General features: G+C 64.9%; 15 protein-coding genes. 13 read left to right on the top strand and 2 right to left on the bottom strand.

Annotated elements, in window-relative coordinates; genetic code table 11:
- Window positions 1-23: 23 nt before the first annotated feature.
- The 11 genes from QJT82_RS06935 to QJT82_RS06885 all read left to right on the top strand — a co-directional run bounded on the left by QJT82_RS06935 (window position 24) and on the right by QJT82_RS06885 (window position 16,173).
- Window positions 24-1,169, top strand: a complete 1,146-nt coding sequence (locus QJT82_RS06935; protein ID WP_028338714.1) for an ABC transporter substrate-binding protein — start codon at window positions 24-26, stop codon at window positions 1,167-1,169.
- A gap of 75 nt (window positions 1,170-1,244) precedes the next feature.
- Window positions 1,245-2,120, top strand: coding sequence for a branched-chain amino acid ABC transporter permease (locus QJT82_RS06930; RefSeq protein WP_028338713.1), 876 nt, complete (start codon window positions 1,245-1,247; stop codon window positions 2,118-2,120).
- Window positions 2,117-3,889 carry a branched-chain amino acid ABC transporter ATP-binding protein/permease gene (locus tag QJT82_RS06925; protein ID WP_028338712.1) on the top strand — a complete coding sequence of 591 codons (1,773 nt, stop codon included), beginning with the start codon at window positions 2,117-2,119 and terminating at the stop codon, window positions 3,887-3,889. The genes QJT82_RS06930 and QJT82_RS06925 overlap by 4 nt, the downstream gene beginning before the upstream one ends.
- Window positions 3,889-4,617 (top strand): ABC transporter ATP-binding protein, encoded by a 729-nt coding sequence (locus QJT82_RS06920; protein WP_028338711.1) that lies wholly within the window; start codon window positions 3,889-3,891, stop codon window positions 4,615-4,617. The genes QJT82_RS06925 and QJT82_RS06920 overlap by 1 nt, the downstream gene beginning before the upstream one ends.
- Before the next feature lie 36 nt (window positions 4,618-4,653).
- Window positions 4,654-5,739: a malate/lactate/ureidoglycolate dehydrogenase gene (locus tag QJT82_RS06915; protein WP_028338710.1), complete on the top strand. Its 1,086-nt coding sequence runs from the start codon at window positions 4,654-4,656 to the stop codon at window positions 5,737-5,739.
- A gap of 40 nt (window positions 5,740-5,779) precedes the next feature.
- Window positions 5,780-6,556, top strand: coding sequence for an aldolase/citrate lyase family protein (locus QJT82_RS06910; RefSeq protein ID WP_028338709.1), 777 nt, complete (start codon window positions 5,780-5,782; stop codon window positions 6,554-6,556).
- Between the two features lie 205 nt (window positions 6,557-6,761).
- The gene (locus QJT82_RS06905; RefSeq protein WP_028338708.1) at window positions 6,762-8,285 is read left to right on the top strand and encodes an altronate dehydratase family protein; all 1,524 of its coding nucleotides are present in this window, start codon (window positions 6,762-6,764) and stop codon (window positions 8,283-8,285) included.
- 462 nt (window positions 8,286-8,747) lie between these two features.
- Complete coding sequence (locus tag QJT82_RS06900) at window positions 8,748-9,251, top strand: GDSL-type esterase/lipase family protein (protein WP_028338707.1); 504 nt, start codon at window positions 8,748-8,750, stop codon at window positions 9,249-9,251.
- Window positions 9,252-9,476: 225 nt separating this feature from the next.
- Window positions 9,477-12,734: a transglutaminase family protein gene (locus QJT82_RS06895; protein WP_028338706.1), complete on the top strand. Its 3,258-nt coding sequence runs from the start codon at window positions 9,477-9,479 to the stop codon at window positions 12,732-12,734.
- Between the two features lie 20 nt (window positions 12,735-12,754).
- Window positions 12,755-15,298: a circularly permuted type 2 ATP-grasp protein gene (locus QJT82_RS06890; protein ID WP_028338705.1), complete on the top strand. Its 2,544-nt coding sequence runs from the start codon at window positions 12,755-12,757 to the stop codon at window positions 15,296-15,298.
- A complete protein-coding gene (locus QJT82_RS06885; RefSeq protein ID WP_028338704.1) occupies window positions 15,295-16,173 on the top strand; it encodes a transglutaminase family protein in 879 nt (292 codons plus the stop codon). Before QJT82_RS06890 ends, QJT82_RS06885 begins: the two co-directional genes overlap by 4 nt.
- Window positions 16,174-16,220: 47 nt before the next feature.
- Here the strand turns inward: QJT82_RS06885 and QJT82_RS06880 are convergent, their stop codons facing one another.
- Window positions 16,221-17,723: a sensor domain-containing diguanylate cyclase gene (locus QJT82_RS06880; RefSeq protein ID WP_028338703.1), complete on the bottom strand. Its 1,503-nt coding sequence runs from the start codon at window positions 17,721-17,723 to the stop codon at window positions 16,221-16,223.
- A gap of 163 nt (window positions 17,724-17,886) precedes the next feature.
- Window positions 17,887-19,593, bottom strand: a complete 1,707-nt coding sequence (locus QJT82_RS06875) for a methyl-accepting chemotaxis protein (protein WP_028338702.1) — start codon at window positions 19,591-19,593, stop codon at window positions 17,887-17,889.
- Between the two features lie 338 nt (window positions 19,594-19,931).
- On the opposite strand from QJT82_RS06875, the gene QJT82_RS06870 reads away from it, so the two are divergent.
- Both QJT82_RS06870 and QJT82_RS06865 read left to right on the top strand, forming a co-directional pair.
- Window positions 19,932-21,314: an ethanolamine ammonia-lyase subunit EutB gene (locus QJT82_RS06870; RefSeq protein ID WP_028338701.1), complete on the top strand. Its 1,383-nt coding sequence runs from the start codon at window positions 19,932-19,934 to the stop codon at window positions 21,312-21,314.
- Window positions 21,315-21,443: 129 nt separating this feature from the next.
- Window positions 21,444-23,030 (top strand): B12-binding domain-containing radical SAM protein, encoded by a 1,587-nt coding sequence (locus tag QJT82_RS06865; protein ID WP_028338700.1) that lies wholly within the window; start codon window positions 21,444-21,446, stop codon window positions 23,028-23,030.
- Window position 23,031 lies beyond the last annotated feature (1 nt).

The raw sequence follows: 23,031 nt of genomic DNA, 5'->3' as shown, positions 1-23,031 counted from the left end.
CGGCGCACCACAGGGAGGATTGAATGAAACTGACGAGGCGTGAGTTTTCCGCCGGCTTGGCGGCAGGTCTCGCTGCACCCGCGCTAATGCGCAGCGCTTGGGCGCAGGGTGCGACGATCAAGATCGGCATGTGCGTGCCGGTGACCGGACCGGCGGCGGAGCAGGGGCTGTGGGCCCAGAACGGCGCCAAGCTGGCGCTGGCTGCGGTCAACAAGGCCGGCGGCGTGCTCGGCAAGCAGGTCGAGCTCGTCATCGAGGACGATCAGACCACCAATCCGGGCATCGTGCTGGCGTTCTCCAAGCTCGCCGCTCAATCCGACATCGTCGCCTTCCTTGGCTCGATCCGTTCGACTCAGGTGCAGGCGATGGCGCCCGACGTGATCAAGGTCGGCAAGCCGGTGATGATCGGCGGCACCAATCCCGACCTCACCCATTCCGGCAATCCCTGGCTGTTCCGCTTCCGCCCGAACGACAATTACTCCGGCCGCGTGATCGCCGACTTCGGCGTCAACACGCTCGGCAAGAAGAAATGGGCGATCGTCCATTCCACCGACGCCTTCGGCACTGCGGGGGGCAAGGCGCTCACCGAAGCGCTGACCAAGCTCGGCGCGCCGCCGGTGCTCGACCAGGGTTATGCCAACCAGAGCCAGGACTTCACGCCGGTCGTGCTGGCCGTGAAGCAGTCCGGCGCTGACGTGCTCGGCACCTACTTCACCTTTGAGAACGATCTCGGCATCTTTGCCCGGCAGCTGCGTCAGCTCGGCGTAAATATTCCCTGGGTCGGCTCGCCCTCGGTGGTGGCGGTCTCCTCGACCAAGCTCGCCGGTCCCGCGCTGTTCAACACCTACGGCGTCGCCGACTTCGCCGAGGACTCGAGCGATGCCGCGAAGGCGTTCGGCAAGGCCTATCGCGATGCCTACAAGACCGCGCCCGACAACCAGAGCGCCTGGCCCTATGATGCGATCACCATCCTGTCGGCGGCGATCAACAAGGCGGGCTCGACCGATCCGAACAAGGTCCGCGACGCCATCCTTGCGACGCAGAAATTCGCCGGCGCCGAGGGTGAATACAATTTCGACAAGAACGGCGACGGTCTGCACGGCTACAACGTCGTGAAGAACGACAAGGGCAAGATCGTCTACGACAAGCATATCGACTTCAACGATTGATAGCGGTTCGGCCTCTCCGGGCCATCTCGGAGAGGCCGTTCGTCCGCGATACAAATCTCAGATCGAGCGCTCGTCATGGATCTCGTCCTCCAACTGCTCTTTACCGGAATCGGCATCGGCGCGGTCTACGCGCTGGTCGCGCTTGGTTTCGTGCTGATCTTCCGCGCCACCAACGTGGTGAACTTCGCGCAAGGCGAGTTCTCGATGGTCGCCGCCTATCTGATGGTGGTGTTCTCGGTCGATCTCGGCTGGCCTTACTGGCTGTCGTTCCTGATCGCGCTCGCCGGCATGGCGTTGTTCGGCGTCATCTTTAATCTCGGCGTCTATTATCCGCTGCGCAATCGCACCTATCTGCCCGTGATCATCGCCACCATTGGCGCCTCGATCCTGCTGTCGAACTCGGTGCTCGCGATCTATGGCCCGCAGCCGCAGGTGCTGCAGGGCTGGTTCGATACGCCCGGCATTCAGCTTGGTCCGGTCTATCTCGACAGCCAGTATCTTCTGATCATCGCCGTCACGATCCTCTTGGTGCTGTTCAATTTCTGGTTCTTCGAGAAGACGCTGCTCGGCAAGAAGCTGCAGGCGACCTCGCAGGACAAGGAAATGGCCTCGCTGCTCGGCATTTCCGTTTCCACCATGATCATGATCACCTTCATCTATTCGGCCGTGCTCGGCGGTCTCGCCGGCATCCTGGTGGCGCCGGTGCTGTTCGTCTCGATCCAGATGGGTTCGACGATTGCGCTGAAGGCGTTTGCCGCGACCATCATCGGCGGCTTCGGTGATGTCGCAGGCGCTATCGTCGGCGGCCTCGCGCTCGGCGTCATCGAGACGTTCGGTGCAGCCTACATCTCGGTGCCGTACAAGGACGGCTTTGCCTTCCTGGTGCTGATCGCTTTCCTGGTGTTCCGGCCGCAGGGCATCTTCGGCGAACGTGTCGCGGAGAAAGCATGAGCGCCACCGACAACATGATCCCCGCGCCGGCCGTGCGCTCGAAGCCGCTGATCATCCGTCATCTGCCGTATTTCATCGGCGCCGCGGTGCTGGTGGCGCTCGCCGCCGGCATGCGGTTCGACGGTTACATCCTCAACATCCTGCTGCAGGCCACGACTTTCTCGATCGCGGTGTTCGGGCTGTCGGTCGTGCTCGGCCTGTGCGGCCAGATCAACCTGGCGCAGGCCGCGTTCTTCGGCTTCGGCGCCTATGCGGTCGGCCTCGGCACCGCCGACCTGCATCTGAACTTCTGGCTCTGCCTGGTTGGCGCCTGCGCGATCACATTGATTGCCGGCGCTTTCCTCGGTATGTCGACGCTGCGGCTCGGCGGACACTACCTTGCGATGGTGACGATCTCGTTCCAGCAGATCGTGACGCTGGTGATGATCAACGCCATCGGCGTGACCCACGGGCCGGACGGCGTCGCCAATATTCGCCGGCCCGAGCTGTTCCAGTCCTCGCAGAGCTATCTGGCCTTCTGCGTCGCGATGCTCGCGATCGTCGGTTACCTGGTCTGGCATCTTCCTGATACCAAGCTCGGCCGCGCCATGCGTGCGGTGCGCGACAACGAGCTTGCGGCCGGCGTCAACGGCATCGACGTGTTCCGCACCAAGATCTACGCGTTCGGGCTGTGCGCGTTGCTCGGCGGTCTGGCCGGTGGCCTGTTCGCCGGCGGCTTCGCCTATGTCAGCCCGGACCAGTTCTCGTTCGCGGAATCGATCGTGTTCCTGACCATGTCGCTGCTCGGCGGCGTGGCCTCGCCGATCGGCTCGGTGATCGGCACGGGCCTCTTGATCCTGATCCCGGAATGGCTGCGCTTCCTCAAGAGCGTGCCGGGACTTTATCTGGCGATCTACGGCCTGTTCGTGATCCTGATCATTCGCTTCATGCCCGACGGTATCTGGGGTTTTGTGTCGGACGCATTCACGCGTTGGCGTGCGCACACCAAGGCGCCGCCGGCCGCGGCGGCCTTGCAGCTCAAGCCCGCGACGTCCGGCGGCGACATCGTGCTCGAAGTGACCGGGCTCTCGAAGCATTTCGGCGGCCTCAAGGCGGTCGACGGCGTCGATATCGCGGTGAAGCGCGGCAGCGTGCATGCGCTGATCGGACCGAACGGCTCCGGCAAGACCACGACGCTGAACGTGCTGTCCGGTCTCTACAAGGCGACCGCGGGCAGGATCGTGCTCGACGGCACCGACATCACCAACATGGCGCCGCATCAGCGCACGGCGGCCGGCCTCGGACGCACCTTCCAGAACATCCGCCTGTTCCGCTCGATGACCGCGCTCGAGAATGTCGAGATCGGCGCCGAGCGTCCCGGCAACACCATGATCGGGAAGGGCGAGGACGCGCTGACCGAGCGCGCGATGGAGGCGCTGACCTTCGTCGGCCTCGGCAGCCGCGCCAACGAATTGATCTCGAGCTTCTCCTATGGCCACCAGCGGCTGATCGAGATCGCGCGGGCGCTGGCGTCGAACCCGACGCTGCTGCTGCTCGACGAGCCGGCCGCCGGCCTCAACTCGACCGAGAAGCTGGAGTTGCATGAGCTGCTCAAGCGCATCGCAGCCCAGGGTCTCACCATCCTGATCATCGATCACGACATGACGCTGGTGTCGGAAGCGGCGCAGCACATCACCGTGCTGAACTTCGGACGCCGCATCGCGGACGGCGAGTCCATGGCGGTGTTGCGCCATCCCGACGTCGTCTCCGCCTATCTCGGGAGCGAATGATGCCGCTGCTCGAAATCCGCAATCTCGTGGTCCGCTACGGCGAGATCGAGGCGCTGCGCGGCGTCACCATCGCCGTGGAGCAGGGGCAGGTGGTCACGCTGCTCGGCGCCAACGGCGCCGGCAAGTCGACCACGTTGCGCGCGATCTCAGGCCTCGCCAAGCCCGCCTCCGGCGACATTATGTTCGACGGCCACTCGATCGCCGGCCTCGGGCCGGAAGCGATCGTCCGGCTCGGCATCTCGCATGTGCCGGAAGGCCGCCGCGTGTTTCCGGGTCTCACCGTGAAAGAGAACATCATGCTCGGCGCGTCGAACCGGAAGGTGTCGGCGTCGCAGATCTCGCGCGAGGCCGACGCGATGTTCGACCTGTTCCCGGACATCCGCGCCTTCTCCAACGCGCTCGGCTGGACGCTGTCCGGCGGCCAGCTGCAGATGGTCGCGGTGGCGCGCGGCCTGATGGCCAAGCCTCGGCTGCTGCTGCTCGACGAACCGTCGCTCGGGCTGGCGCCCGTCATCGTGCAGTCGGTGTTCCGCATTATTTCGCAGATCAGGAAGGACACCACGGTCTTGCTCGTCGAGCAAAATGCGCGCATGGGACTCTCGGTTGCCGATCACGGCTTCGTCCTGGAAACAGGACGGATCGTGCTGGGCGGCAAGCCCGACGAATTGTGGGGCAATGAAGCCATCGCCGCGGCCTATCTCGGCGGCCACGCCAAGACCCACGCCTAACAACGTCCCGTGCTTTACTGAGCGAGCTGGTTTTTCATGGTCACCATCAAGGTCGATAACCTCATCAACTTCGTGTCCGAGGTGTTTTCCCATTCGGAGTCCTCTCCGGAAGAGGCGAAGCGCATTGCGACCTATCTGACGACCGCGAATCTTACAGGTCACGACAGCCACGGGGTGATCCGCGTGCCTGTTTATGTCAGGTGGAAGAAGATGGGCTCGATCGTGCCGAACCAGACTCCCGAGGTGGTGGTCGACACGCCGTCGCTCGCGGTGGTCGACGGCAAGTTCGGTTATGGCCAGACCGTCACGCCGGTTGCGGTCAAGCTCGGCATCGAGAAGTGCAAGAAGGCGGGGCTCGCCGCGGTCGCGCTGCGCAACTCCGGCCATCTCGGCCGCGTCGGCGACTGGGCCGAGATGGCCGCCGCTGAAGGTCTTGTTTCAATTCATTTCGTGACCGCGGCGGGCTCGTTGCTGGTCGCGCCTTACGGCGGCGTCGAGAAGCGCCTGTCCACGGCGCCGTATTGCGTCGGCATTCCGCGTCAGGGCCAGGATCCGATCGTGCTCGATTTTGCGACCTCGGTTGTCGCCGAGGGCAAGTGCCTGGTGGCAAGCCGCGGCGGCAAGAAGCTGCCGATCGGCGCGCTCGTCGATGCCGACGGCACGCTGAGCGAGGATCCGCACGTGCTGTATGGTCCGTACACGCCGGACGGACCGCGCGACCACACCAAGGGAACTGGCGCGATCCGCGCCTTCGGCGATCACAAGGGCTCGGGTCTCGCCTTCATCTGCGAACTGCTCGGCGGCGCGCTGACCGGCACCGGTGCGACGTCGTCGGACCGGCGCTTCGCCAACGGCATGATGGCGTTCTACATCGACCCCAAAGTGATCGACACCAGCAATTTCTTCGATGGCGAAATCACCCGCTACACTGATTTCATCCGCGCCACTAAGCCGATCGCGGGAACAGATTCCGTGCTGGTTCCGGGCGATCCCGAGCGGAAAACCCGTGCCGATCGCACCAGGAACGGCATCCCCTTGCCTGACGACACCTGGGCGGCGATAGTGAATACCGCGCGCGAAGTCGGCGTCAGCGAAGTTTCTATCCAGCGGGCGACCAGCTGAAGGCTCGTCCCCCAATAAACCGCAAAGGGAAACGCGATCAATGGCAAACAAGGTCAAGCAAGTCTGGGCATCCGGCAAGGCGGTGGTGAACGCGTGGCTCGCGATTCCCTCCGGGTTTTCAGCCGAGGTGATCGCGCAGTGTGGCTTCGACAGCGTCACCGTCGACATGCAGCATGGTGTGCAGGACTATCAGTCGATGGTGCAATGCTTCCAGTCGATGCACGCCCATCCGGTCACTCCGATGGTCCGCGTGCCCTGGAACGAGCCTGGCATCATCGGCAAGGTGCTGGACGGCGGCGCCTATGGCGTGATCTGCCCGATGGTCAACACACCGCAGGAAGCCAAGAACCTCGTCTCCTACGCCAAGTATCCGCCGAAGGGCGTACGCTCCAACGGCCCGATCCGCGCCGGCATGTACGGCTCGGCCGGCACCTATCAGCAGACCGCCAACGACGAGATCGTGCTGCTGCCGATGATGGAGACCAAGACCGCGGTCGAGAACATGGAGGCGATCCTCGATGTCGAAGGCATCGACGGCGTCTATATCGGCCCGTCCGATCTTGGCTTCTCTTACGGCCTGGTGCCGAAGCTCGATCGCGACGAGCCGGAGATCCTCAAGATCTATGAGAAGATCATCAAGGAGTGCGGCAAGCGCGGCCTCAATCCGGGAATCCACTGCTCGGGCGCCGACGGCGCGGTGCGCGCGATCAACATGGGCTTCAAGCTCGTGACGCTGTCGAACGAGGTCGGCCTGATGCAGGTCTACGCCAAGATGCAGGTCAACGCGACCCGCGAGAAGTCCGGCGGCAAGGCGTAAGCTGATCCTCTCTCTCTTCCCGTTCTTCACGGGGTCGAGACCAGCGAAGCTGGCTCTTAGAGGGTTGGGGTGAGGGGCCTCTATCCGGCGAGCACCATCGTTGTAAGTGACATTGTGCCTCGCCCCTCACCCGGATCGCCGACGCGATCCGACCTCTCCCCGTAAAGGACGGGGAGAGGTGAAGAAAAGACGAAGGAGAACTCCCATGGCCTCGGCACAAGTGATCCGCCTGCACGCCGACGACAGCGTCCTGATCGCGCGCGCGAGCCTGCCGCCGGGGCTTGAGGTGACCGAGGGCGTCACGACGGTCGATCGCATTCCGGCCGGCCACAAGGTCGCGATCAAGCCGATCGCGCAAGGCGAGCCGATCAGGCGCTACGGCCAGATCATCGGCTTTGCGACCCAGGCGATCGCGCCCGGCCAGCACGTGCATACCCAGAACTGCGGCATGGGCGATTTCGCCAAGGACTATGCCTATGGCGTCGACGTCAAGCCGGTGCCGAACTTCGATCTGCCGGCGACGTTCGAAGGCATCCGCCGCGCTGACGGCCGCGTCGCCACCCGTAACTATATCGGCATCCTCACCTCGGTGAATTGCAGCGCCCATGTCGCCGGCATCGTGGCCGACATGTTCAAGAAGAACCCGTTCACCGGCGACAATCCGCTCGCCGATTTCCCGAATGTCGACGGTGTCGTCGCGCTGACCCACAAGACCGGCTGCGGCATGACCCAGGACGAGCCCTTGGCGCTGCTCCGCCGCACGCTCGGCGGCTATGCGCGTCACGTCAATTTCTCCAACGTCATCGTGCTCGGCCTCGGCTGCGAGGTGAACCAGATCGGCGGCCTGATGCAGGAGCAGAAGCTTGCGGGCCGGCTGCGCGCGATGGACATCCAGGAGGTCGGCGGCACCCGCAAGACGGTGGAAGCCGGCGTTGCCTTCGTGAAGGAAGCGCTCGCCGATGCCAACAAGGTCAAGCGCGAGGCGGTGCCGGCGAGCGAGCTCACCGTGGCGCTGCAATGCGGCGGCTCGGATGGCTATTCCGGCGTGTCGGCCAATCCGGCGCTCGGCGCGGCGAGCGACCTCTTGGTCCGTCACGGCGGCACCGTGATCCTCTCGGAGACGCCGGAGACCTATGGCGCCGAGCATCTGCTGACTCGCCGCGCCGTCAGCCGCGAGGTCGGCGAGAAGCTGGTCGGCCTGATGCGCTGGTGGGAGGAGTACACCCAGCGTGAGGGCGCCGAGATGAACGCCAATCCGAGTCCCGGCAACAAGGCCGGCGGCCTCACCACCATCCTGGAGAAGTCGCTTGGCGCGATGGCCAAGGCCGGCAGCACCAATCTCGTCGACGTCCTCAACTACGCCGAGCCCGTCACCAAGAAGGGCTTTGTGTTCATGGACACGCCCGGCTACGACCCGGTCGCCGCGACCGGGCAGGTCGCCGGCGGCGCCAACCTCGTCTGCTTCACCACCGGCCGCGGCAGCGTGTTCGGCTGCAAGCCCGCGCCGTCGATCAAGCTCGCCACCAACACGCCGATGTACAAGCGGATGGAAGACGACATGGACGTCAATTGCGGCACCATCCTCGACGGCAAGGAGAGCGTGCAGGAATGCGGCCAGCGCATCTTCGACCTCATGCTCAAGACCGCCTCGGGTCAGCCGACCAAGAGCGAGAGCTTTGATTTCGGCGGCGCCGAATTCGCGCCGTGGGTGCTGGGCGCGACGATGTGAGAGAGGCTGCGATATAGCCTGTACTCCAGCGTCGTCCCTGCGAAAGCAGGGACCCATAACCACCGGCCGTGGTTATGTGGAAGGTGTCTGCCACCGTCTTTCATCATTTGGATCACGCGGTATGGGTCCCTGCTTTCGCAGGGACGACAACCTTTACCGAACAGCCTTCCCGGGTTGCGCGGACCCTGTCATCGGGCGCGCATTCGCGCGACCCGTTGGCTCCATCCGGGCTACAGGCTTAGGAGCTACAATTCAGGCCGCATTCTCGCTGTCGTCCCGGCGAAAGCCGGGACCCATACCGCGTGATCTATCGATTAAAGGCGGTGGCAGACACCTTCCGTATCACCACGGCCGGTGGTTATGGGTCCCGCTTTCGCAGGGACGACAAGGAAGTACGTTGGCGAAAGAAGCTTCCCGCACTACGCTACGCTCCATCCGGACTACGGACGGGTCGGAGGAATCATGGGTGCGCGTCGGCTGGGAATTGTTGGATGCATCGCATTTCTCGCCGCCTTGAGTCTCGGCGCCGGCTCGGCTGACGCCGCAACCATTGTCGCGCTTGGCGCGAGCAATACCTACGGCAAAGGCGTGGCGCGCAACCAGGCCTATCCCGCGCAGCTCGAAGCGATCTTGCGGGCGAAGGGATTGAACGTCCGCGTTGTAAATGCCGGCATCAATGGCGACACCACGGAAGGGATGCTGCAACGCCTGGACCGCGCCGTCCCGAACGGGACCCGTGCGGTGATCTTGCAGCCAGGCGGCAATGATCGACGCAAGGGCAGCCCTGACCGGACAGCGGATATTCAAAGTCGCCTCAGCGCCCGTGGCATCGCGGTAATCATGCTCCCGAACGGGATGCTGGGTGGACTCCCCCATCAGTCCGATGGTGTGCATTTGACCCCCGAGGGCTATCATACGCTCGCCGAGCAGCTTGCCTCGCAGGTATCCGGCGCGATCGGCCGCTAGCAATCGCGTAGCAGGATGAAGCCAACGAGGTCGCGCGAATGCGCGCCCGATGACAGGCTCCGTGCAATCCGGGACTTTTACTGCGGATGAAGACCCCGGATTGCGCTTCGCTCCATCCGGGCTACTGATCACGCCCTTACCTTGGGCACCCCGTGCCCGTTGTTAGTGCTTGATGTCGACCGGAACCAGTGTTCTGCTCAAAAAAGCTGCTGGAGCCCTCGGTCCGTGTCGATATCGGTCGCACTGCATCACGTCACGCACTACACATACGACCGGCCGATCGATCTCGGGCCTCAGACCATTCGGCTTCGGCCCGCGCCGCATACGCGCACGCCGATCACAAGCTATTCGCTCAAGGTCACGCCCGCCAATCACTTCGTGAACTGGCAGCAGGACCCACAGGGCAACTGGCTGGCGCGCTACGTGTTTCCGGAAAAGACCACCGAGCTCAAGGTCGAGGTCGATTTCACCGCTGACATGACGGTGGTCAATCCGTTCGACTTCTTCGTCGAGCCCTATGCCAACAGCTTTCCGCTTGAGTATCCCGGCGATCTCAAGACCGAGCTCGCGCCCTATCTCGAGACCGATGAGCCCGGGCCATTGCTCGCGGCTTACCTCAAGGAGATTCCGCGCCAAGCCGACAGCACCGTCAATTTCCTGGTCGAGCTGAACGCGCAGCTACAGAAGAAGATCGGCTACGTCATCCGCATGGAGGCCGGCATCCAGACGCCGGAGGAGACGCTGGCCGCGGGCTCCGGCTCCTGCCGCGATTCGGCGTGGCTCTTGATCCAGACGCTGCGCCACCTCGGGCTCGCCGCGCGTTTCGTCTCTGGATATCTGGTTCAGCTGCGGCCGGACATCGATCCGCTCGAGGGTCCGCGCGAGGTCGAGAGCGATTTCACCGACCTGCATGCCTGGGCCGAGGTCTATTTGCCGGGCGCGGGCTGGATCGGTTTCGACGTCACCTCCGGCATGCTGACGGGCGAGGGCCACATCCCGGTTTGCGCCACGCCGCACTACCGTTCGGCCGCGCCGGTGACCGGCACCGCGGGCGTTGCCAATGTCGAGTTCGGCTTCGAGATGAGCGTCAGGCGGATCGGCGAGGCGCCGCGCATCACCAAACCGTTCTCCGATCAATCCTGGGCGCGGCTCGACCGGCTCGGCGAGCAGGTCGATGTCGATCTGAAGAAGGACGATGTGCGGCTGACCATGGGCGGCGAGCCGACCTTCGTTTCGGTCGACGATCTGGAATCGCCGGAGTGGAATGTCGCCGCCGTCGGTCCGACCAAGCGCGCGCTCGCCGATGAATTGATCCGCAAGCTGCGCACCCGGTTCGCGCCCGGCGGCCTGCTGCACTACGGCCAGGGCAAATGGTATCCCGGCGAGAGCCTGCCCCGCTGGGCCTTCGGTCTCTACTGGCGCAAGGACGGCAAACCGATCTGGATGAATGCCGAGCTGATCGCTGGCATCGAGAATTCGCGCAAGGCCGAGATCGCGGAAGCCAGACGTTTCGTCGAGGCGACTGCAGCGAGGCTCGGTCTCAGCGCCGATTATGCCATGCCCGCCTATGAAGATCCCGCCTTCTGGCTGCAGCGTGAGGCCGGCCTGCCGGCCAATGTGACCCCTGCGAATTCCAAACTGACCGATCCGGAAGAGCGCGCGCGCCTTGCGCGGGTGTTCGACGAGGGCCTGACCACACCGAAAGGCTACGTGCTGCCGATCCAGCGCTGGACGCCACTTGGCGATCGCCTGCCGGCACGCTGGCGCAGCGAGCGTTGGAAGATCCGGCGCAGCCATCTGTTCCTGTCGCCCGGCGACTCCCCGCTGGGCTTGCGGCTTCCGATCTCCTCGCTCGAATATGTCCCGCCGGACGATTATCCCTACGTCGTCGAGCGCGATCCGATGGCGCCGCGCGACGTGCTCTCCGAAGAGCTGCAGCGGGCATTGAAGGAGATTCCCGAGCCGCTGCCGGTGCGCACCGCGATGTCGATCGAGGTTCGCGACGGCGTGCTGTGCGCCTTCATGCCGCCGGTCGAAAAGGTCGAGGATTATCTCGACCTGATCGCAGCGATCGAAGCCGCCGCCGAGGAGCTGCAGCTGCAGGTGCACGTCGAGGGTTACGCGCCGCCTTTCGATCCGCGCATCGAGGTGATCAAAGTGACGCCGGACCCCGGCGTGATCGAGATCAACGTGCAGCCGGCACAGAGCTGGCGCGAGGCCGTCGACATCACGCTTGGCCTCTATGAGGACTCCGCGAAGACGCGGTTAGGGGCCAACCGTTTCCTGATCGACGGCCGCCACACCGGCACCGGCGGCGGCAACCACATCGTGGTTGGCGGCAGCAAGCCGGAGGATTCACCGTTCCTGCGCCGGCCGGATCTGTTGAAGAGCCTCGTGCTGTATTGGCAGCGGCATCCGTCGCTGTCCTATCTGTTTTCCGGCATGTTCATCGGCCCGACCAGCCAGGCGCCGCGCATCGACGAGGCGCGGCATGACGGGCTCTATGAGCTGGAGATCGCGCTGTCGCACGTGCCGCCGCCGGGCATGGACGCGCCGCTGTGGCTGGTCGATCGCCTGTTCCGGCACATCCTGGTCGACATCACCGGCAACACCCATCGCGCCGAGATCTGCATCGACAAGCTCTATTCGCCCGACGGTCCGACCGGCCGGCTCGGCCTCGTCGAATTCCGCGCGCTCGAGATGCCACCCGACCCGCGGATGTCGCTGGCGCAGCAGCTATTGATCCGCGTGCTGATCGCAAAGCTCTGGCGCGAGCCGCAGCAGGGCAAGTTCGTGCGCTGGGGCACCGCGCTGCATGACCGCTTCATGCTGCCGCATTTCCTCTGGGAGGATTTCCTCGGCGTGCTCGCCGAGCTCAAGCAATCCGGCTACGACGTCGAACCGGAATGGTACCGGGCGCAGCTTGAATTCCGTTTCCCCGCCTTCGGCCGCGTTCATCATGGTGGCGTGGGCCTCGAGCTGCGCCAGGCGCTCGAACCCTGGCATGTGCTGGGCGAGGAGGGCACCTCGGGCGGCACCGTGCGCTACGTCGATTCCTCGGTCGAGCGTCTCCAGGTGAAGGCGACCGGCTTCGTCGAGGGGCGCCATGTCATCACCTGCAACGGCAGGCGGATGCCGATGACCGAGACCGGCCGCGCCGGCGAGGCGGTCGCGGGCGTCCGCTTCAAGGCCTGGCAGCCGGCCTCCGGTCTGCATCCGACCATCCCCGTGCATGCGCCGCTGACGTTTGACCTGATCGACACCTGGAACGGCCGCTCGCTCGGCGGCTGCGTCTATCATGTTGCCCATCCCGGCGGCCGCAACTACGAGACCAAGCCGGTCAACTCCTACGAGGCCGAGGCGCGGCGGCTGGCGCGCTTCCAGGAGCATGGCCACACCCCCGGCAAGATCGAGACGCCGCCGGAGGAACGCACAATTGAGTTTCCCTTGACCCTCGACTTGCGGACGCCGCTCCTGCACTAATTGTGTCAAGGGGAAGTGGAATGACCGCATCGGGTGGCCAAGGCAATAGTCAAGGCAGCAGTCAGGAGAGCAGGGCCCGTCCCGGTCAGCGCCGGATGGCGCAGTGGACCCGCGACTATGTCCGGCTGCCCGGCATTCCCGACGAGTATATTGCCGACAACGGCGCGCCGCGGCCGGCCTGGGCGCGCTTCTTCGACGCCTTTGCCGCGCTGTCGCCGGCCGATATCGAGCGCCGCTTCGCCTCCGCCGACCGCCATCTGCATGAGGCCGGCGTCACCTATCGCGCGCCCGGCGATACGTCGGACCGGATCTGGCCGCTCAGCCATCTGCCGCTGATCATCGATGCGGCCGACTGGCGGCAGCTCGCCGCCGGCGTCGCGCAACGCGCGCAGCTTCTGGAGATGGTGCTGGCCGATCTCTACGGCGAGGGCCGCCTTGTTGCCGACGGCGCCATCCCCGCGGCGGCGATTGCCGGCAGCAGCGAGTATCTGCGCGCGGTCAGCGGCATCAAGCCGCCGGGGGGCCGCTATCTGCATCTTTATGCCGCCGACATCGGCCGTGGGCCCGACGGCCGCTGGTGGGTGCTCGGCGATCGCACGCAGGCGCCGTCGGGCGCGGGCTATGCGCTGGAAAACCGCCTGGTGCTGTCGCGCGCCTTTTCCAATCTCTACAAGTCGATGAATGTCGAGCGGGTCGCGCCGTTCTTCGAGGCGTTCCGCGACTCACTGCGCGCCAGCGCTGACCGCGACGAGCCGCGGATCGGCTTGCTGACGCCCGGCGCGTTCAGCGAGACCTATTTCGAGCACGCCACGCTGGCGCGCTATCTCGGCTTCCTCTTGGTCGAGGGCGACGATCTCGCGGTCTCCGGCGACCGCATCCACATCCGCACCGTTGCCGGATTGAAGCGGCTCGACGTGCTGCTGCGCCGGGTCGATTCCAACATGCTCGATCCGCTCGAGCTCGACGCGTCCTCCTATCTCGGCGTGCCCGGGCTCGTCGAGGTGCTGCGCAAGGGCGGCGTCGTGGTCGCTAACGTGCCGGGCTCCGGCGTGATGGAGGCGAGGGCACTGCTCGGCTTCCTGCCCAATCTGTGCCGGCGCCTGCTCTCTGAAGATCTGATGATGCCGCACATCGCGACCTGGTGGTGCGGCCAGAAATCCGCGCGCGAGCATGTGCTGTCGCGGCTCGACGACTTCGCGATCGAAGGCGCCTATGGCCGCGGCGTTGCGGATTTTCCCGGCAACGGACCGGTGCTGCCGGGCGAATTGTCGGCCGCGGACCGCGACCGCCTGAAGGATGCGATCAGCCATCGCGGCATCGATTATGTCGGTCAGGAGCTGGTGCGGCTGTCGACCACGCCGGTATGGGAGAACGGCCGCATCGCGCCGCGTCCATTCGTGTTGCGGGTGTTTGCGGCGGCGACGCCGAACGGCTGGACCGTGCTGCCCGGCGGCTTCTGCCGGATTGCCGATCGGGCCGATGCGCGCGCGGTGTCGATGGGCGATGGCGCGGTGTCCGCCGACGTCTGGGTGGTCTCCGACAGGGCCGTTGCGACCTCGACCTTGCTGCCGGCGGGCGACACCGTCCGCATCCGCCGCATTGCGGGCGTGCTGCCGAGCCGTGCCGCCGACAATCTGTTCTGGCTCGGCCGCTATCTGGAGCGCGCCGAGGCCACCATCCGGCTGATCCGCGCCCTGTGCACGCCGCTGCGCGATCCCGCGCGCGCGAATTCGAACGGCGCGGCGCCGGCGATGCATTCGGCCGAGCGCATCCAGCGCATGCTGGTCGCCTGGGGCGCGGCCTCGCAGACCGCGCGCGCCAATCTCGCCAGGGTCGCGCTCGAAGCGCTGCAGAGCGAGGAGAAATTCGGCTCGGCGCTGTCGCTGGTGCGATCGGCGCAGCGCACGGCGACTTCGCTCCGCGAGCGGCTGTCGCCGGACGCCTGGCAGGTCATCACCGAGATGGCTGATCGGCTCGCCATCGAGGTTCATGACGATGACGGCGTCGTCAGCGCCGCGGAGCTGACCCTGCAGGAGCTCGCAAGCTTCGCCGGCCTTGCACAGGAAAACATGAACCGCGCCGCCGGCTGGCGTTTCCTCGAGATGGGCCGCCGCGCCGAGCGCGCCGTCAACACCACGCGCTTTGCCCGTCAGTTCGCCTATGACGAAGCCGGCGACGAGGATCTCGACGTTCTGCTCACGCTGGTCGACTGCCAGATCACCTATCGCTCGCGCTATCTGGTGCAGCCGCTGCTCGCACCGGTGCGCGATCTGGCGGTGCTCGACCCCTACAATCCGCGCTCGGTCGCATTCCAGGTCGCGGCGCTGAACGAGCATATCGCCGCGCTGCCGAGCCTGAAGGAGCATGGCCTGATCGAGCGGCCGCAGCGGCTCGCCGTCGCGGTCGAGGCGATGCTCACAACGGCTGAAGCCTCGAGCCTCGACGTCAAGACGCTGTTCGCGCTGGAGCAGGATCTGCTCAACCTCGCCGACTCGATCGGGCTGCATTACTTCCCGCACGGACCGAATGCCAGCCGGCCGGAGAAGCTCACGGGGTTGGCGTGATCTACGACATCCGTCACGTCACGACCTACAGCTACGAGACCCAGGTCAGTTTCGCGCGGTGTTCGCTGCGGCTGGAGCCGATCAGCGGCGACGGGCAGCAGTTGATTTCGCATTCGGTCGAGATCCGTCCGAGGCCGGCGGAGCGCACCACAAGGCGCGACTTCTTCGGCACGCTCACGGAAAGCGTCCTGATCGAGACCGCGCATCGCAGTCTGCGCATCGATGCCCGCTCGCGGGTCTCGGTGGCGCGGCAGCCGCCGGCGCGCGACGCCGCCAGCCCGCCCTGGGAGGACGTGCGTGACAACGCGTTCGAGGCGTTGAGCCTCGATGCGGACTCGCCGGTCGGCTACGTCTTTGCCAGCGCGCTGGTGCCGGTGCTGCGGCGGGTGACGGCCTACGCTTCCGCGAGCTTTTTGCCCGGTGGCGGCATCCTTGCCTGTGCGGCCGACCTGATGCGCCGTATCCGCAACGACTTCAAATACGATCCCAAGGCGACCGTGATCTCGACGCCGCTTCGCGACGTGTTCGAGAAGCGCCACGGCGTGTGCCAGGACTTCGCCCATGTGATGATCGCAGGGCTGCGTGGCCTCGGCCTGCCCGCGGCCTATGTCAGCGGCTATTTGCGCACCATCCCGCCGCCGGGCCAGCCGCGGCTGCAGGGCGCGGACGCCACCCATGCCTGGGTCTCGGTCTGGTGCGGCAGCGCGCTTGGCTGGGTCGGGTTCGACCCGACCAACGATCTGATGGTCGGGAGCGACCACATCATTCTCGCCATCGGCCGCGACTTTGCCGACGTCTCGCCGGTCGACGGCGTCATCGTCGGCGCGCGCAAGCAAAAGCTCGCCGTTGCGGTCGACGTGCTGCCGGTGGAGTGAGCCGGGATGGGCGCGCGGCGCGCTCGACCGCGCCAATGCGATCGCGATCAGGCGACGTGCCGCTTGCCCGATTTGTCCCACCCGATCGGGCTGACGATGACGCGGTCGCGGCCTTCACGCTTGGCTTGATAGAGCGCGAGGTCTGCGGCCTTGAGCAGATCGCGCGACGTGCGCTCGTGGTCCGGGACGAGGCACGACAATCCGATGCTGACGGTCGGCAACTCAGGCTCGGATTCCCGCGCAGCCGCCAGCTTGGCACGAATCCGTTCGGCAATTTCCAGGGCGCCCGTCTTGCCGATGCCGGGCAGCAACACCGAAAACTCCTCGCCGCCATAGCGGGCACCGAGATCGGTTGCACGCTTGGCGCTGCTTGCGATGCACCGTCCCACGGTGGTGAGCACGGCGTCGCCGGCCTGATGCCCGTACGTGTCGTTGTAGATCTTGAAATGATCGACGTCGATCATCAGAAGCGAGACCGGTGCCTTTGCGCGCATGCCACGGCGCCATTCGACGTCAAGGGTATCGTCGAGCCGGCGGCGGTTGGCGAGGCCTGTCAGTGCATCCGTGCTCGCGAGGTGCGCGAGCCGGTCTTCCGCGGCGGCCCGCCGTTTGAGAGCGGCCACCAGGTAGAACATCAGGACGATCGAGAAGCCGCAGAGTGCTGCAACCACGCTGCCGATCAGCCAGACCTGCTGCCACCAGTCGGCATAGATGCCGTCGAGCGCGAGACCCTCGGCGATGAGCAGGCGATTGTGGCCGACCGCCTGGAAAACATAGAGCCGGCTGACATGATCGACGATCGATTTCGTGATGTAGGAGCCGGATTGTCGTGCCGGAAACTGCTTGAAGACCAGAGATTCCTTGATGCTCTGCCCGATCTTGCTAATGTCGAACGGTGCGCGCATCAGTATGACGCCATCGCTGTTGAACAGCGCCATGCTGTCGCCGAAGCCGAAGTTCAGCTTGCGAAACAGATTGTGGAAATAGCTGAGCCGCATGCTGCCCGCGACCACGCCGGCAAAGGAGCCGTCGTCATTGTTGATGCGGCGGCTGAGGCTGATCAGATATTCGCCATCAGAAGTAATCCACGGAGCACTGATGAACAGGCCGCTGTCCGCTCGCGTCTGATGCGCCCGGAAGAAGTCTCGATCGGCAAAATTTGCGGCCCGCGGCGTCAAGGTCCTGGAATCGAGCGTGACGTCCCCCGCCGCATTCAGCACGAGGATCGAGCCGAGATCCTTGGCGGTGGCGGCGCGGTCGAACAGCACGACCTGGCGAAGCTCGGGGCTGATCTTGCCGAGCTCCGGCAGCTTGACGCCGTCGGCGACCGCCTGGAGCGAGAGGTCGTAGAGGTCGATGTTGCGGTCGATCTCGCTGGCGATGGAGGCGACGAGGTTGGTCGCGCCTTCCTTCGCATGCCGATAGTCCTTGCCCGCCATCTCCCAGAGAATGGATGCGCAGATCGCCGAAAAGCAGAGAACGAGGCCGATCCCGAGCGCAAGGAGCCGTTTGGTCGGCACCGCCTTCGGCCTTGGCAAAAGCCCGTTCATTGCTCGCTTCCACTTTCCCGCGCAGTGACGCTTTCTATGGAGGCATCAAATTGAGAAATGCGACCTGAAGCGGACGCAATTTGCGTCCGTGCGTTGGGAGAGTCTTAACCATCCAGATGCCGCGGGGCCCTGTCGAAGGGCCTCGCAACATCGCGGGATCCGCTCAGGTTCCGGTCCGCTGCAGGCCGTCGGCCGCGTCGCTGCGCAGGTTGCGGAAGAACTGCTCGACCTCGCGCGACAGCGTCTCGGCGGTTGCGGTCAGATCGTTTGAGGCCGCGAGCACCGATTCCGCCGCCTTGCTGGTCTGGTCCATATCGTCGCGGAGCGAGCCGACATTGGTAACCAGGGTCTCGTTGCCCTGGGCGGCCATCTGTGCATTGGCGGAGATTTCGCGCGTCGCCGCGTCCTGCTGGCCGATCGCGCTCGCGATGTTCGCGGTGACGTTGCTGATCTCGCGTACCGCCTGGCCGATCTCGCGCACGGCGGCCACCGAGTTGCGGGTCGAGGCCTGGATCAGGCCCACATTCTCGCTGATCTCGGCGGTTGCCTTCGCGGTCTGGCCGGCCAGCGCCTTGACCTCGTGCGCGACGACGGCGAAGCCACGGCCGGCATCGCCGGCGCGGGCGGCTTCGATGGTGGCGTTGAGGGCGAGCAGGTTGGTCTGCTCGGCGATCGCCTGGATCAGGCTCAGCACCCCGTCGATGCGCTGGGTGGTGGCGGCGAGGCCCTCGATCTCGGTGATCGAGCGGTCGGTGCGCGCACCGGCCTGATCGACGGCGCCGGACGATTGCTTGACTTGGCGGCCGATCTCCTCGACCGAGGCGGAGAGTTCTTCGGCTGCGCCCGCCACCGCGGAGACGTTGCTCGAGGCCTGTTCGGTGGCGCCTGCCGCAGCCACCGCGCGGCCGCTGGCGTCCGACGCGACGGTTGCGATGGTCTGCGCGGTTTGACGCATTGTCGCAGCGTTGTCGTGCACCGCGCGGAGCACCTCGCCGATCGTGCCACGGAACGCTTCGACGAAGGTCTCGATATGCCGGCCGCGCGCGTCGCGCGCCTCGGACTCCTGTACGACCTGCGCGTTCAGGCTGCGATTGCGGTCCATCGCGTCCTGGAAGACCTTGATGGCGCGTGCCAGTGCGCCGATCTCGTCGCTGCGCCCGACATGCGGTACTTCGACATGGTCGGTGCCCTCGGCGACGCGCTTGATCGTCGTGGTGATCTGCGACAGCGGCCGGGCCACCGAGCGGGCGATGATCAGCACGCCGAGTACCACCACAATCAAGGCCGCGGCGCCGAGACCGGTCAGCACCAGCGCCATCGTGCGGTTGGTGTCGGTCTCCCGCGCCAGCTTCTTGCTGCGCTCGGCATAGACCTTGGAGAGCGCCTCGAGATCCTTGTTCAGCGCGGTGCGCACGTCGCGGTTGGCGTCGTTGTCGCCCCACTCCCGCCCGGCTGCGGCGCCGATCTCGATGCCGCGGCGTACCAGCTCTTTGCGGAAATCGATGAACTGCTCGATGCGCTTCTTGAACACCGCGAACTGGGCGGCGTCGTCGGCCTGCACCAGCGTTTCCCAGTTCTTGACCACGCCGAGAATGCGTTCGTTGAACGCCAGCAGCCCGTCGCCGTATTTCTTCACCGCTGCCGGATCGGTCGACATGTAGATGCCGCGGGATTCCATCACCACGGCGTAGACCAGTGAATTGACCCGCTCGACATTGAGTGCGGCACGGCTTGCGAGGTCGACGGCCTCGGTCAGCTCGGCATTACGCCGCGCATTGTATTCGGACAGGAAGGTGATGGCCGCGGTCAGCGCCGCAATCAGCGCAAACGTCGAGTACAGCCTGGCAGCAAGCGAGAATCGGGATGCCATTGTAGGCCGGGACATGGAGATGGGGAATGTGAGGGGGGCGGGCATTGCGGGGCACTCCAAGAGGCCGGGGAGTACCTTCGGCCGATTAAAGCTTATGCAAAATTTTCATGGACAATTTCTTAACGCGCGAGATTTGTGCAGCCGCAACCGTTAAAATCTGTAAATAATCCCAATGCCTTATGGGCCGCTTTGAGTCTGCCGGATGCTCGCGGCTTGCGGCCGTGCCGAGGGTGCGCCGCCGTTACCGCCAGCGGCGCCAGCACGCGGGGCGAAGCCGATGGCACGCCTTTCGCAAAGAGGTGCTAGATTGCGCTGCCCCAGCCCGCGACGAACCCCCCATGCTCTATCGTCACACCATCGACGCCACCAATTACGCATTCGACGATCTGCGCATCCTGCTTGCCAAGGCCTCGCCGCCGCGTTCAGGCGACCGCCTGGCCGGCATCGCCGCCGACAGCGCGGAGGAGATGATCGCAGCTCGGCTTGCGCTGGCCAATGTTCCGCTCAAGCAGTTCCTCGATGAGCCTGTCATCCCCTATGAGGCTGACGAAGTCACCCGCCTGATCCTCGACAGCCACGACGTTGCCGGCTTTCTGCCGGTGTCGTCGCTCACCGTCGGCGGATTCCGCGACTGGCTGCTGTCGGATGCCGCCAGCGGGGAAGTGATCAAGAAGATCTCGCGCGGCATCACGCCAGAGATGGTTGCGGCGGTGTCGAAGCTGATGCGCAACCAGGATCTGATCCTGGTTGCGAAGAAATGCGAGGTGACGACCCGCTTCCGCAACACCATCGGCTTGCGCGGGCGAATGAGCACGCGGCTGCAGCCGAACCATCCCTTCGACGATCCCAAGGGCATCACCGCCTCGATTCTCGACGGGCTGCTGCTGGGAGCGGGCGATGCCTGCATCGGCATCAATCCGGCGAGCGACGACCCGAACGTCATCGGCACGCTGCTGCGGCTCCTGGACGACATCATCACGCGAGTCGAGATTCCGACGCAGGGCTGCGTGCTGACCCATGTCACGACCACGCTCGGACTGATCGGGCAGGGGCTGCCGGTCGATCTCGTGTTCCAGTCGATCGCCGGCACCGAGGCGGCCAATCGCAGTTTCGGCGTCGACCTCTCGTTGCTGCGGGAGGCCCGGGAAGCCGGGCTGTCGCTGCGCCGCGGCACGGTCGGTGACAATGTGATGTATTTCGAGACCGGGCAGGGCTCGGCGCTGTCCGCCAATGCCCATCACCAGGTCGACCAGCAGACGTGCGAGGCGCGGGCCTATGCGGTGGCGCGCGCGTTCGATCCGCTGCTCGTCAACAGCGTGGTCGGCTTCATCGGTCCTGAGTACCTCTATGACGGCAAGGAAATCATCCGCGCCGGGCTCGAGGATCATTTCTGCGGCAAGCTGCTCGGCCTGCCGCTCGGGATCGACGTCTGCTACACCAACCACGCCGAGGCGGATCAGGACGATATGGACAATCTCCTGACGCTGCTTGCGGCCGCCGGCGTGAACTTCATCATGGGCGTGCCGGGCGCGGATGACGTCATGCTGAACTATCAGTCGACATCGTTTCACGATGCGCTCTATGTCCGCGACCTGTTCGGCCTGAAGCGGGCTCCCGAATTCGACGACTGGCTCGCGCGCGTCGGCCTTGCCGGGCAGGACTTCCGCCTCGTGGCCGATGCGGAGCGGCTGCCCGACCTCGCTGCCAGGCTCTTGACCTGAGGGGGATAGCGAAATTCTGCAGAGCAACTATCTCGTCGTTATGACGTTAAGTAGTGCCACAATGTTGAAGAATTTCTGGCCCAGCGTTCCGCGCCGTGGTTAGATTTGCCGGTGCTTCGGGGTCGTTTGATGAGAGCTGAGGGCATAGAGACAGTACGACGTATCCTCTGCGTTTTTCCGCGCTATACGTCGTCGTTTGGGACCTTCGAGCACGCCTACCCCCTCACTGACGGCGTCAAGGCGTTCATGCCGCCGCAGGGCCTGCTGCTGATTGCCGCATACCTTCCCGAGAACTGGCCGGTCCGTTTCGTCGACGAGAATCTGCGTCCGGCGACGGCGGAGGATTTCGCCTGGGCGGATGCCGTGTTCGTCAGCGGTATGCACATCCAGCGCCAGCAGATGAACGACATCTGCCATCGCGCGCATGACCATGACCTGGTGGTCGCGATCGGCGGCCCGTCGGTCAGTGCTTGCCCGGACTACTATCCCTCATTCGACTACCTCCACGTCGGTGAGCTCGGCGATGCGACCAATGAGCTGATCAAGCGTCTGGCTGATGATACCAGCCGTCCCGACGAGCAGGTGGTGCTTAAAACCATCGACCGTCTGCCGATGACGGATTTCCCGCTGCCGGCCTATGAGCTCGCCGAAACCAAGAAGTATTTCCTCGGCAGCATCCAGTTCTCCTCGGGCTGCCCCTATCAGTGCGAGTTCTGCGACATCCCCGGGCTCTATGGCCGCAATCCGCGCCTGAAGTCGCCGCAGCAGATCATCGCCGAGCTCGACAAGCTGCGCGCGTGTGGTGCCACCGACACCGTGTATTTCGTCGACGACAATTTCATCGGCAACCGCAAGGCGGCGGGCGAGCTGTTGCCGCACCTGATCGAGTGGCAGAAGCGCACCGGATATGTCACGCGCCTCGCCTGCGAGGCGACGCTCAACATCGCCAAGCGCCCCGAGATCCTCGAGAAGATGCGCGAAGCCTATTTCGTGACGATCTTCGTCGGCATCGAGACGCCCGATCCCGACGCGCTGAAGGCCATGCACAAGGATCAGAACATGATGGTTCCGATCCTCGAGGGTGTGCGCACCATCAACTCGTTCGGCATGGAGGTCGTCTCCGGCATCATTATGGGGCTCGATACCGACAAGCCCCAGACCGGCGATGCGTTGCTCTCCTTCGTCGAGGAGTCGCGGATTCCGCTGCTCACCATCAACCTGCTGCAGGCGCTGCCGAAGACGCCATTGTGGGATCGGCTCGAAAAAGCCGGGCGTCTAATTGATGACGAGGGCCGCGACTCCAATGTCGAGTTCCTGCTGCCCTATGAGGACGTGGTCAGTTCCTGGCGCAAATGCATGGAAGTTGCCTACGAGCCGAAGAAGCTGTTCGCGCGCTATTTGCATCAATGCAATTACACCTATGCCAATCGCATCAAGGTGCCGGTCAGCCCGGAAATGAAGAGCTGGGCCAACATCCGGCGCGGCCTGATCATGCTCCGCAACATCTTCTGGAAGGTCGGCGTGCTCGGCGACTACAAGCGCGTGTTCTGGAAGTTTGCGCTCGGCCGGCTCAAGCGCGGCGACATCGAGGGGTTGATCTCGGCGACGCTGGTTGCGCATCACCTGATCACCTTTGCGCGTGCAGCCTCCAGCGGCCGGCAGAACGCCTCGAACTACTCGATCCGGCTGCGCGAGGCCTCCGTCCCCGCCGAATAAC

It is taken from the genome of Bradyrhizobium sp. Mp19 (assembly GCF_029952935.1).
In the GTDB taxonomy this organism is placed as follows: Bacteria; Pseudomonadota; Alphaproteobacteria; order Rhizobiales; family Xanthobacteraceae; genus Bradyrhizobium; species Bradyrhizobium elkanii.
Note: the sequence above shows the minus strand (reverse complement) of the source record. Positions and strands in the feature narration are given on the sequence as shown.